Source organism: Burkholderia latens (assembly GCF_902499045.1).
Taxonomy (GTDB): domain Bacteria; phylum Pseudomonadota; class Gammaproteobacteria; order Burkholderiales; family Burkholderiaceae; genus Burkholderia; species Burkholderia latens.
This window is the reverse complement of record NZ_CABVPL010000044.1, coordinates 1-12,244: the sequence shown is the minus strand read 5'-3', so window position 1 is coordinate 12,244 and position 12,244 is coordinate 1. Positions and strand designations below refer to the sequence as shown.

Sequence of the window (12,244 nt, the reverse complement as noted above, 5' to 3'; positions counted from 1 at the left end):
GATTGGTCTGGTTATTCGGAACGGTTCGGCTGGCGCGCCTGGAAACGGCACTGGAAGAAGCGCACGGCCTCCTCGAGCGCGGCCTCGTGCGTCGCGAGCGCCGCGTGCGTGACGTCCGGGTAGCGGATCACCTGCGTGAGCACACCTGACGAAATCAGGCAGCCTGCATATTTCTCCGCCTCGACGTGCAACACGTCGTTCTGCGCGGTGACGACGAGCGTCGGCGGCAGCCCGGCGAGGCGCACCGATTCGAGCGGCGCCGCATACGGGTGCATACGCTGCGCCGCCTGCGGCAGATACGCGCGATAGCAGGCCGCGCATTCGCGCGCGGTGATGTCCGACGAAAGGCGCTCGGCGTCGCCGATGCGCGTCATGCTCGGGTCGAGCATCGGCCCGAACAGCGCCTGCGCGACGATCGGCACTTCGCCGCGATCGCGCGCGATGAACGCGAGACAGTTCGCGAGCTGGCCGCCCGCGTCGTGCCCCGCGACGCCGATCTTCTTCGGATTGCCGCCGAACGAACGGGCGCGCGTCGCGGCCCAGACGGCGGCGCGATACGCGTCCTCCGGTGCGGCCGGAAACGGAAAGGCCGGTGCGAGCGAATAATCGACCGACACTACGAGAGCTGGTAAGCGTTCTGCTAAAAAGCGCGCGGCGAAGTCGGCGTCGTCGAGCGTGCCGCGCACGAAACCGCCGCCGTGGAAGTAAAGCACTACCGGCAGTCCGGTCTTGTCCGCGCGCCGATAGAGACGCAGCGCAATGTCCTGCGCGTAGCCGGGGATTTCCACGTCCGCGACCGTCAGTGCCGCGCCGGTTCTGGCTCCGGCGGGCAAAGCGGCTTTCAGGAATTTGCTGAATTCAGAAGCGTCCATGACGATGCAGCATCCATTTCGAGATGGAACGAATTCTGGGTCCGGCAGACATCCGGATAAATGCCTATAATCCGGCAACACAATTCAACACCCCCGAACAATCCCAGGCTGCGTTTACCCATCCGGTAGCGCAGCCTCTTTGTTCGCGGGCTCATTAGATTGCGGAGGTTGTGATGGACCGGCTTCAGGCCATGCAGGTGTTTACTCGCGTCGTCGATACAAGCAGCTTCACCAAGGCAGCAGAAACGCTCGGCCTGCCGCGGGCATCCGTCACGACGATCATCCAGAATCTCGAAGCGTTCCTCGGCGTGCGGCTGATGCACCGGACGACGCGCCGGCTGTCGCTGACGCCCGACGGCGCCGCGTATTACGAACGATGCGTGCGGATCCTCGCCGACGTCGAGGAGACCGAAGCGAGCTTCCAGGCCAACAACCGGAAGCCGCACGGAAAGTTGCGTATCGACATGCCGGGTTCGATCGGGCGGCTGCTCGTGATCCCGTCGCTGTGCGAATTCCATACGCGCTACCCGGACATCGACCTGCAACTCGGCCTGTCGGACCGGCCTGTCGACCTGTTGCAGGAAGGCGTCGACTGCGTGATCCGCGTCGGCGCGCTGCAGGATTCGTCGCTCGTCGCGCGCCGCGTCGGCCTGTTCGAGTGCGTGTCGGTCGCCTCGCCCGCGTATCTCGAGAAGCACGGCGAACCGCAGACGATCGAGGACCTGAGCGACCACAAGGCCGTGAACTACTTCTCGAGCCGGACGGGCCGCACGATCGACTGGACGTTCCTGACCGACGGCAAGGAAGTCGAGGTCAAGATGAACGCGATCGTGTCGGTCAACGACGCCGATGCGTACGTGACGTGCGGGCTCGAAGGCTTCGGGCTGATCCAGCCGCCGCTGTTCATGGTGCTGCCGCACCTGCGCGACGGCCGGCTCAAGGAAGTGTTGCCCGGCCTGAAGCCACTGCCGATGCCGATCTCGGTCGTGTATCCGCACAGCCGGCATCTGTCGCCGAAGGTGCGCGTGTTCGTCGACTGGATCGCCGAAGTGTTCGACCGCTGCCCGCTGCTGAGCGGCAAGGGCAGCCTCGACGCGACGTGCAGCAAGCGCACGTTCGAGGAAGCCGAGCGCGCGCCGGCGCTCGACACGCCGGTCATCAACGAGTGGGTCGCATAATCTTCTGATTCGCGGCGCGCGGGCTATCGGGTCCGCGCGCCGTCCTGCCTTCGCGCCGCTTCGGCGCACTTCGCGTTGCGCTTCGGGCCGCACGCGTGGTCTTTCCCGAATCTGCATCACACCTTTGCGCGCTGCGCGGCAATCGCCCGACCGCATCGCGCCACATCGCCGCGAGCCCCGCCGCAGGCGGCTGTGCACGATCGTCGAATAACCCTGCCGAAGGTACGTATCGCGATTGTTCCTCCCTCGCGACAATTCAATTCGCGTCAGCCGCATTTATCGCGCCGGAACGGACTCCTAGAGTAAACCCCGTCGCGCACCTCGTTGCGCATCGAACAGATCCCGCCTGGCGGGACCGGAGTCAGCGCTCAGGCGCCCGCTCCGACATCTCTAGGAGTTACGCCATGAACCACCGCCATCTTCTCTCGGCCCTTGCTCTTACGCTTGCCGTGTCCGCACCCGCGTTCGCCGATTCGAGCGCCCCGCATGCCGGCGACTACGGCAACGCGTCGTGGTACTCGCAACACAACGGCCCGCGTACGCGCGCCGAAGTGAGCGCGGAAGTCGAGCAGGCCCGCAAGGACGGCACGCTCGCGTACCTGCGTAAGGCGACGTCGTATCCGCAAGGGCTCGAGCTTGCACAAGGCCCATATCGCCCGACACCGGAAGGCAACCAGCTCGCCGGCGCGGGCCGGTAAACGCGTGACGCCGCGCAGCGGGTTGTCCGGTGCGCGGCGTCTCGAACGACGTTGTCGACGACTCGCTGATTCAGTTAGTTAGTTGCAGGAGCACATGATGAACGACCAACTTCCTTCGCCGCTCGATCACTGGGACGATACGACTCCGGTGTGGACGCCGTTCCGTTCCCCGTCGCAATCACATTGACGCTCGCGTCGGCGTGTCGCTGATACCGTACCGCGGTCATCAACGGCGCGGCACGCCGTCGCGCCATTCGCCCCAGTGCGTGACGATGTCCTGCACGAGCGGATTGCCCGCGCGGTACAGGTTTTCGGTAGCCGGCGCGAAGCCGCCCTGGTCCGCGTAGTTCAGCAGGTTGTCGGCGCTCGTCTGCCCCGCGTACGGCCGATCGAAATCGGAACCCGTGCGCAGCACCGCGACGCGCGACAGATCGACCCGCTTCACGCTCGCCGCGCGCTTGAGCGCTTCATACGTCGCGTTGTCTTCCTGCGCGGTCATGCAGTACGTGCCCTTCCCGTCGGTCAGGATCTTCGTCCACTGACGCGCGCGCTCGCCGATCAGCGTGCCCGAGAACCACGTGTTCCCCGATGACGTGTCGCACTGAATCACCGTCGGCGGCCGGTTCGCGGGCGCGTACGTGAATTTCGCGCGTGCGGCCTGGGCCTGCGCGCTGTCCGCGAGCACGACGTTGCGCGACAGCGCATACGCGGCGTCGGTCAGCTGCGGGTTCAGCTGGAACACTTCGGTGCGATAGTCGAGCGGCGGCTTGTCGTTCGGGCTCTTCGTGTTGATGCCGAGATAACCGGTGTTCCAGCCGGCCGGAATCTCGCGTGCATCGAGTTCCCATTGCAGACTGAAGTCGACCAGATATTTCGACCACGCGGCCGAGCCGACGGTGCCTTGCGCGGGGTCGACGCCTGCAATGCCGGAGACCAGGAAATACGCGCGACGCAGGTCGAAGCGCGGCGAGAACGTAAGCGCCATGATCGTCGCCGACGCGTTCGCGTAGCCCATCCCGGTCGTCACGACGCACACGTCCTGCTTGTTGCAGTGAACGGCCGGATAGTCGGGCGACAGGCCGGGCACGGCGATGTCGCGCCACGGGCCGAGCCGGTCGAGCCACGCCTGGCCTTCCGGGCCGAACATCGTGATGATCATGACCTTGACCGGACGGCCATGTGAACCGGTCTCGGCGAATGCGGCATTGCCTGCGTCGTTGCCCTGGTTGTCCTGCGCGATGGACGGCGCGGTCGCACAGGCGGCGAGCGAGAATGCAGCGGCGGAAAGGATGGAGCGAGTCAGCATCGGCGTTCCTTGTTTCGGTGATTGGGTGAGAACGGCTGTCGGAGACTGCGCGACGGAGTATAGAACGGGCGGGCGCGGTGCGGAACCGGACTACGAAACGGCCGGCGGGGTCCACTGCGAACGAGTGCGTGTCGCGTGACGCAATCGGGTGCGTTCGTCGCCGCGTCGCGAACATCAGGAATGCTATCGGGTCGCTGCCACGTGCGATCGGGGCCGCGCCTCGCCGCGCTACACGCGCATCAGCCCCGCGACGCCGTAACCGAGCACGACGATTGCGGCGGCGACATGGCTCACGGCCAGCAACCGCGGCGATTTCACGAGACGCCCGATCGCGCTACCGCCGAACGCGAACACGAGCTGCCCCGCGAGGCTGCCCGCAAACACGCACGCGGCGCCCTGACGTCGAAACGATCTGGTGGGTGAACCCGGCGTCACGCAACGTCGACGCGCGACGGCCCGTCCACCATCTCGCCGATCACGGCCGCGCGGTCGAAACCGTCGGCGCGGAAGCACGCGAGCACGTCGTCGACCGCTTCCGGCGCGCACGCGACCAGCAATCCGCCCGACGTCTGCGGATCGGTCAGCAACGCCTGCGCAACCGGCGGCAGCCCGTCGGCGAGCCTCACGTCTGCGCCGTACGCGGCCCAGTTGCGGCCCGACGCACCGGTGAAGACGCCGTCGGCGACGAACGCCTCGACGCCTGCGAGCCACGGCAGCGACGCGTAGTGCACGCGCGCGGTGAGGCCCGCGCCGCGGGCGAGTTCGAGCGTATGGCCGAGCAGTCCGAAGCCGGTGACGTCGGTCAACGCATGCACGCCCGGCAGCGCGGCGAGTTCGGCGCCCGGCCGGTTCAGCTTGGTGGTCGTCGCGACCATCTGCGCGTAGCCCGCGTCGTCGAGCTGGTTCTTCTTGAGCGCCGCAGACAGCACGCCGACACCCAGCGGCTTGCCGAGCACGAGCACGTCGCCCGCGCGCGCGGCCGCGTTGCGCTTCACGCGCGACGGATGCACGACGCCGATCGCCGCGAGTCCGTAAATCGGCTCGACGGAATCGATCGAATGGCCGCCCGCAACCGGAATGCCGGCGTCCGCGCACACCGACTCGCCGCCGCGCAGCACGGCGGCGATCGTCTCGTGCGGCAGCACGTTGATCGGCATGCCGACCAGCGCGAGCGCGAGGATCGGCTTGCCGCCCATCGCGTAGACATCCGACAGCGCGTTGGTGGCCGCGATGCGGCCGAAGTCGAACGGATCGTCGACGATCGGCATGAAGAAGTCGGTGGTCGCGACGATCGCCTGCTCGTCGTTGAGCCGATAGACGGCCGCGTCGTCGGCGGTCTCGGTGCCGACCAGCAGATCGGGAAACAGCGCCGGCGGCGTCGCGCGCTTCAGCAGTTCGGACAGCACGCCCGGCGCGATCTTGCAGCCGCAGCCGCCGCCGTGCGACAGGCTCGTGAGGCGCGGAACGGCGGGCGGGGTGAGGGTGGCTTCGGTCATCGTCGGCATCCGGTGAATAACAACGTTCCATTATCGACAATTCCGTGCGAGCGCGCCCGATACCCACATAATTGACGGCGCCGCCCTCCGCCGCTGCCGTCGGCTCCTTCGTTCATGGATCACGTCTTCATCGGCCTCGTGCTGTGCTCCGCGTTGCTGCACGCGATCTGGAATGCGTGCCTCCACGTTAGCGAAGACCGCCTTGTCCAGCTCGGCGCGATGTCGCTGCCGTATCTCGCGTTCGGCATGGCCGGCGCCGTGCTGCTGCCCGCGCCGGCGCCCGCCGCGTGGCCGTACGTCGCCGCGTCCGCCGCGCTCGAGGTCGCGTACTGCTTCACGCTGGCGCGTGCGTACCGCAACGGCGAGTTCGGACAGATTTATCCGATCGCACGCGGGATCTCGCCGTTGCTCGTATCGGTACTGGCGCTCGCGGCGCTGCGCGAGCGGCCGACGCCGTTCGGCTTCGCCGGTATCGCGCTCGTGTCGTTCGGGATCATGTCGCTCGCGCTGCGGCGCGGCTTCCGGTTCTCCGGCGAAGGCGTGCCGTATGCGCTGCTCACCGGCGTGTTCATCGCCGCGTATTCGACCTGCGACGGAATCGGCTCGCGCGTGTCGGGCAGCGCGCTCGGCTACATCGCATGGGTGTACCTGTTGTGGAGCGTGCCGCAGCTCGCGCTCGTCTGCGCGTGGCGCGGCGGCCCGCGCGCGGTGCTCGGCTCGCGCACCGCGCTCGCGCAGGGCGCGATCGCCGGCACGATCTCGCTCGCCGCGTACGGGATCGTGATTCTCGCGTACCGGCACCTGCCGGTGGCGACCGTATCGGCACTGCGCGAAACGAGCTCGGTCTTCGCGGTCGCGATCGGCTGGTTCGTGATGCGCGAGCGGCCCGGCAAGCGGCGGCTCGCCGCGTGTGCGCTGGTGGTGGCGGGCGCCGCGTTGATCCGGCTCTGAACGGCCGGCCAGCGGACCCGCATGGGCCGCCGGGCACATTGAACCCGCTCAGCACGCATCCGCGATCGACGGACGCCTGACGCGCCGCGGCACGCGCATATTCATCGCACTGCAGTGGGAACGAGTCGCCCCGGCGGCGGCGCGGCTGCCCGCCGCGTCACACCATCGCGATCACCTTGTCGAACGCCTGCTCGTCGATCGCCTCGGCGAGCGTCGCGAACGCGGTCGCGATTTCATCCTCCGGCACGCACGCATAACCGAGCAGCAACCCCGACGCGGCACGCTCACGATCCGCGTAATACCCGGACAGCGGCCGCACGACGATGTTGCGTTCCAGCGCAGCCTGCGCGACCGCGCGATCGTCGACACCATCCGGCAGCCGCGTGACGAGATGCAGCCCCGCGTCGCTGCCGAGCGCGTGCAGCGTGTCGCCGTAGCGCCGCGCGACCGCATCGAGCAGCACCTCGCGGCGCTGCCCGTACAGCGTGCGCATCTTGCGGATATGCGACACGAAGTGCCCTTCCGCGATGAATTCGGCGAGCACGGCCTGCTGCAGCAGCTGACCTTCACGATACAGCTCGGCGCTCGCGGTCGCGAAGCTCTCCGCGAGCGGCTCCGGCGCGACGAGATAGCCGACCCGCAGCCCCGGGAACAACGTCTTGCCGAAGCTGCCGACATAGATCACCTGCCCGGCCGTATCGAGCCCCTGCAACGACGCGAGCGGCCGGCTGCCGTAGCGAAACTCGCTGTCGTAGTCGTCCTCGATGATCCAGCAGCCATGCTGGCGCGCATATTCGAGCAGCATCCGCCGCCGCGCGAGGCTCATCACCATCCCGAGCGGATACTGGTGCGACGGCGTGACGAGCATCAGCTTCGGCGGCTCGGCGAGATCGGCGGCCGACGGCGCAATCCCTTCGTCGTCGACCGGAATCGGCCGCGTGGTCAGCCCCGACACGTTCAGCACGCTGCGCACGCCCCAGTAGCACGGATCCTCGGTCCAGATCGCGTCGCCCGGATCGGTCAGCAAGCGCACCGCGAGGTCGATCGACTGGTGGATGCCGGTCGTGATCACGATCTGCTCGGGCGTGCAGCGCACCGAGCGCGACGTGCGCAGGTAGTCGGCCAGCGCCTCGCGCAACAGCGCGAGTCCGCCGCCCGGCGCGTAGGTCAACAGATCCGGGCGCAGGCGCCGCCAGTACTTGTTGTGCAACCGCGTCCAGACGCGCGCCGGAAAGCGCGACACATCGGGCACGCCGGGCATGAACGCGCCACCCTGGCGCTTCGACACGCCGGCGCCTTCGACGAGCCGCGTGCCGCGCGCGGACAGCCGCCGCGCGGACGGCATCACGACGGCCGGGCCGGCCCCCGCGTCGGCCGGCGCGCCGACGATCTCGTCCGGCGCGCTGTCGGCGACGAACGTGCCGCGGCCCGTCGCCGAGTTCACATAGCCTTCGAGCGCAAGCTGTTCGTAAACCTGCGTGACCGTGTTGCGGGCGATCCCGAGCTCGGCCGCGAGCAGCCGCGACGACGGCACGCGCGTGCCGGCCGGCAGTTCGCGCGACAGGATCGCCTGCTGCAGCAGCCGGTGCAGCTGCCGGTAGATCGGCTGCTCGCCGCCGCGCACGAGGCGCTGCGCGAGCCAGTCCGACAACACGCTTGCGCGCATGATTGGCTCCTGAATATTTATTGAAATGGCTCTGATTGCCGGAGCCAAATGTGATTATAGTCGCCTCCATGGGCTGCCAACGCGGCCGTTTTTTACCTACCGGACAGAACATCAAGGAGATGACCGTGAAGAATGCCGACCTGCAGGCCCGCAAGAACGCCGCCACCCCGCGCGGCGTCGGCGTGATGTGCGATTTCTACGCAGCCCGCGCCGAGAACGCGGAGCTGTGGGACGTCGAAGGCCGCCGCTTCATCGATTTCGCCGCCGGCATCGCGGTGCTGAACACGGGCCACCGCCACCCGAAGATCGTCAAGGCGATCGCCGACCAGCTGAACAACTTCACGCACACCGCTTACCAGATCGTCCCGTACGCGTCGTACGTCGAACTGGCAGAGAAGATCAACGCACGCGCGCCGGGCGACTACCCGAAGAAGACGGCGTTCTTCACGACCGGCGCCGAAGCCGTCGAGAACGCGATCAAGATCGCGCGGGCGGCGACCGGCCGTCCGGGCGTGATCGCGTTCTCGGGCGGCTTCCACGGCCGCACGATGATGGGCATGGCGCTGACCGGCAAGGTCGCCCCGTACAAGCTGAACTTCGGCCCGTTCCCGGGCGACGTGTTCCATGCGCCGTACCCGAATGCGGTGCACGGCGTGACGACGGCCGACTCGATCAAGGCGATCGAGATGCTGTTCAAGGCCGACATCGATCCGAAGCGCGTCGCCGCGATCATCTTCGAACCGGTCCAGGGCGAAGGCGGCTTCAACCCGGCGCCGGCCGAATTCGTGCGCGCGCTGCGCAAGATCTGTAACGAACACGGCATCCTGCTGATCGCCGACGAAGTGCAGACGGGTTTCGCGCGCACCGGCAAGCTGTTCGCGATGCAGCACTACGACGTGCTGGCCGACCTGATCACGATGGCGAAGAGCCTCGCGGGCGGCATGCCGCTGTCGGGCGTCGTCGGCCGTGCGGACGTGATGGACGCGGCCGCGCCCGGCGGCCTCGGCGGCACCTACGCGGGCAACCCGCTGGCCGTCGCGTCGGCGCACGCGGTGCTCGAGATCATCGACGAAGAGAAGCTGTGCGAACGCGCGACGCAACTCGGCGACGTGCTGAAGGCGAAGCTGAACGCGCTGCAGGCCGACGTGCCGCAGATCGCCGACGTGCGCGGTCCGGGCGCGATGATCGCAGTCGAATTCCTGAAGCCGGGTTCGGGCGAGCCCGATGCCGAATTCACGAAGCGCGTGCAGACGCGTGCGCTCGAGCGCGGCCTGTTGCTGCTCGTATGCGGCGTGTACTCGAACGTCGTGCGCTTCCTGTTCCCGCTGACGATCCCGCAAGCCGTGTTCGATGAAGCGCTCGCGATCCTCGAGGAAGTGCTGAAGGAAACGGTCGGCGTGCCGGCCTGAATGGCCGCCCGCTTCAATTGAATGCGCCGCCGCCGTCGTGAAGACGGCGGCGGCCGTTCTCATCCGTCCTTTTCAAAGCAGGTGATTCATATGAGCACTGTTCAGGAAACCCTGGCACTGAACGATCCGTCGCTGTTCCGCCAGCACGCGTACGTCAACGGCGAATGGCAAGGCGCGACGAACGGCGAGACGTTCGAAGTCCGCAACCCGGCAACCGGCGGCCTGCTCGGCACCGTGCCGGCGATGGGCGCGGCGGAAACGCGTCACGCGATCGAAGCCGCGAACGCGGCATGGCCGGCGTGGCGCAAGAAGACCGCGAAGGAACGCGCGGCGATCCTGCGCAAGTGGCACGACCTGATGATGGAGAACGCCGACGACCTCGCGCTGATCCTGACCACCGAGCAAGGCAAGTCGCTGGCCGAAGCGAAGGGCGAGATCGGCTATGCGGCGTCGTTCCTCGAATGGTTCGCGGAAGAAGGCAAGCGCGTGTACGGCGACACGATCCCGACGCCGGCGAGCGACAAGCGCATCGTCGTGACGAAGGAAGCGATCGGCGTGTGCGCGGCGATCACGCCGTGGAACTTCCCGGCGGCGATGATCACGCGCAAGGTCGGCCCGGCGCTCGCGGCAGGCTGCCCGATCGTCGTGAAGCCGGCCGAGGCGACGCCGTTCTCGGCGCTCGCGATGGCCGTGCTGGCCGAGCGCGCGGGCGTGCCGGCCGGTGTATTCAGCGTCGTCACGGGCGACCCGAAGGCGATCGGCGGCGAACTGACGTCGAACCCGATCGTGCGCAAGCTGTCGTTCACCGGCTCGACGCCGGTCGGCCGCCTGCTGATGTCGCAATGCGCGGCGACGGTCAAGAAGGTGTCGCTGGAACTCGGCGGCAACGCGCCGTTCATCGTGTTCGACGACGCCGATCTCGATGCGGCCGTGCAGGGCGCAATCGCGTCGAAGTACCGCAACAGCGGGCAGACGTGCGTGTGCACGAACCGCTTCTACGTGCACGAAGCCGTGTACGACCAGTTCGCGCAGAAGCTCGCGGCGGCCGTCGGCCAGCTGAAGGTCGGCCGCGGCACGGAGCCGGGCGTCACGCAGGGTCCGCTGATCAACGAAGCAGCGGTGCTGAAGGTCGAGGCGCACATCGAGGACGCGCTCGCGAAGGGCGCGACCGTCGTGACGGGCGGCAAGCGTCATGCGCTCGGCCACGGCTTCTTCGAGCCGACCGTGCTGACGGGCGTCACGCCGGCGATGAAGGTCGCGAAGGAAGAGACGTTCGGGCCGCTCGCGCCGCTGTTCAAGTTCAGCAGCGACGACGAGGTGATCCGCCTCGCGAACGACACCGAGTTCGGTCTCGCCGCGTACTTCTACAGCCGCGACATCGGCCGCGTGTGGAAAGTCGCCGAAGCGCTCGAATACGGGATGGTCGGCATCAACACGGGCCTGATCTCGAACGAAGTCGCGCCGTTCGGCGGCGTCAAGCAGTCGGGCCTCGGCCGCGAAGGCTCGCACTACGGCATCGACGACTACGTCGTGATCAAGTACCTCTGTCTTGCCGTGTGACGGTTCGGGGCCGGCCGCGCGAGCGGCAGGCCCTGACCGCCCGGCCGGAACCGGGCGGTCCCGACGCGGGCCGGTGCCTCTCTCCACCGTGCCCGCGTCACCTCCCGCGTCAGCCTTCAACGAAACACGTTCACCGCATCCACGAGCCGCGTCGCCTGCTGTTTCAGGCTTTCCGACGCCGCCGTGCTCTGCTCGACCAGCGCCGCGTTCTGCTGCGTGATGTTGTCGAGATGCACGACCGCCTGGTCGACCTGCGCGACACCCGTACTCTGCTCGGCCGTCGACGAGCTGATCTCCGCGATCAGGTCCGACACGCGCTTCACCTGCGTGACGATTTCCTCCATCGTCTTGCCCGCGCCGTCGACGATTCGGGCACCCGACTCCACCCGCTCGACGCTCGCGCCGATCAGCGTCTTGATTTCCTTCGCCGCGTTCGCGCTGCGCTGCGCGAGCGCGCGCACCTCGCCCGCGACCACCGCGAAACCGCGCCCCTGTTCGCCCGCGCGTGCCGCTTCGACCGCCGCGTTCAGCGCGAGGATGTTGGTCTGGAACGCGATCCCGTCGATCACGCCGATGATGTCGGCGATCCTGCGCGAACTGTCGGTGATGTCGCGCATCGTCGTGACGACTTCGTGTGCGGCCTGTCCGCCGCGCTCGGCCGCTTCGCTCGCGGACGTCGCAAGCCGGTTCGCTTGGCGCGCCGTCTCCGCATTGCTGTCGACGGTTGCCGTCATCTCGGCCATCGACGCGGCCGTCTGCTGCACGCTCGACGCAGCCTGTTCGGTGCGCGCGCTCAGGTCGTTGTTGCCCTGCGCGATCTCGTTGCTCGCACGCTGCACGTTGTGCACCTGCTCGCTGACGTCGTCGACGAGCCAGCGGAACATCAGCCCGAGCTGGTTGATCGTGCGCAGCGTCATGCCGATCTCGTCGACGCGGTTCATCCGCACACCGCGGCGGCTTTCGCCGGTCGCGACGTTCAGCGCCTGGTCGCGCAGCCGCTTAAGCGGACGCACGATCTGCGCATCGAGCCACCAGCCGGCCGCCGCCGACACGCCGGCCGTCGCGGCCGCGAACGCGGCGAGCGCGCCGCCGCTCAGCCCGCACGCCC

At 67.9% G+C, this 12,244-nt stretch carries 10 protein-coding genes and 1 pseudogene; 5 read left to right on the top strand and 6 right to left on the bottom strand.

The window, feature by feature from the left end; genetic code table 11:
• Positions 1-11: 11 nt before the first annotated feature.
• Entirely contained in the window at positions 12-872 is an 861-nt protein-coding gene (locus BSE24067_RS24315; RefSeq protein ID WP_151067225.1) for an alpha/beta hydrolase, read from the bottom strand.
• 173 nt (positions 873-1,045) lie between these two features.
• On the opposite strand from BSE24067_RS24315, the gene ceoR reads away from it, so the two are divergent.
• Positions 1,046-2,050: a putative multidrug efflux transcriptional regulator CeoR gene (ceoR, locus tag BSE24067_RS24310; RefSeq protein ID WP_151067224.1), complete on the top strand. Its 1,005-nt coding sequence runs from the start codon at positions 1,046-1,048 to the stop codon at positions 2,048-2,050.
• Positions 2,051-2,454: 404 nt separating this feature from the next.
• On the top strand, positions 2,455-2,748 hold the full coding sequence (locus BSE24067_RS24305) for a DUF4148 domain-containing protein (RefSeq protein ID WP_151067223.1): 294 nt from the start codon (positions 2,455-2,457) through the stop codon (positions 2,746-2,748).
• Between the two features lie 226 nt (positions 2,749-2,974).
• Here BSE24067_RS24305 and BSE24067_RS24300 read toward each other — a convergent pair whose 3' ends face one another.
• The 3 genes and pseudogenes from BSE24067_RS24300 to selD all read right to left on the bottom strand — a co-directional run bounded on the left by BSE24067_RS24300 (position 2,975) and on the right by selD (position 5,550).
• Positions 2,975-4,054, bottom strand: coding sequence for a purine-nucleoside phosphorylase (locus BSE24067_RS24300; protein ID WP_151067222.1), 1,080 nt, complete (start codon positions 4,052-4,054; stop codon positions 2,975-2,977).
• A gap of 228 nt (positions 4,055-4,282) precedes the next feature.
• Positions 4,283-4,450, bottom strand: a pseudogene (locus tag BSE24067_RS24295) (LysE family translocator); the annotation flags it as partial.
• 35 nt (positions 4,451-4,485) lie between these two features.
• A complete protein-coding gene (gene selD, locus BSE24067_RS24290) occupies positions 4,486-5,550 on the bottom strand; it encodes a selenide, water dikinase SelD (RefSeq protein WP_151067221.1) in 1,065 nt (354 codons plus the stop codon).
• Positions 5,551-5,664: 114 nt separating this feature from the next.
• On the opposite strand from selD, the gene BSE24067_RS24285 reads away from it, so the two are divergent.
• Positions 5,665-6,501, top strand: a complete 837-nt coding sequence (locus BSE24067_RS24285; protein WP_151067220.1) for a DMT family transporter — start codon at positions 5,665-5,667, stop codon at positions 6,499-6,501.
• A 157-nt stretch (positions 6,502-6,658) separates the two neighbouring features.
• On the opposite strand, the gene pdxR is transcribed toward BSE24067_RS24285, so the two are convergent.
• Positions 6,659-8,167, bottom strand: coding sequence for a MocR-like pyridoxine biosynthesis transcription factor PdxR (gene pdxR, locus BSE24067_RS24280; RefSeq protein WP_151067219.1), 1,509 nt, complete (start codon positions 8,165-8,167; stop codon positions 6,659-6,661).
• A gap of 125 nt (positions 8,168-8,292) precedes the next feature.
• Here pdxR and BSE24067_RS24275 point away from each other — a divergent pair, with 125 nt between their 5' ends.
• Positions 8,293-9,576, top strand: coding sequence for a 4-aminobutyrate--2-oxoglutarate transaminase (locus BSE24067_RS24275; protein WP_151067218.1), 1,284 nt, complete (start codon positions 8,293-8,295; stop codon positions 9,574-9,576).
• A gap of 90 nt (positions 9,577-9,666) precedes the next feature.
• Positions 9,667-11,136 (top strand): NADP-dependent succinate-semialdehyde dehydrogenase, encoded by a 1,470-nt coding sequence (gabD, locus tag BSE24067_RS24270; RefSeq protein WP_151067217.1) that lies wholly within the window; start codon positions 9,667-9,669, stop codon positions 11,134-11,136.
• Positions 11,137-11,252: 116 nt separating this feature from the next.
• On the opposite strand, the gene BSE24067_RS24265 is transcribed toward gabD, so the two are convergent.
• Positions 11,253-12,244: methyl-accepting chemotaxis protein (locus BSE24067_RS24265; protein WP_174904888.1), on the bottom strand; the 992-nt coding region annotated here is incomplete at its 5' end.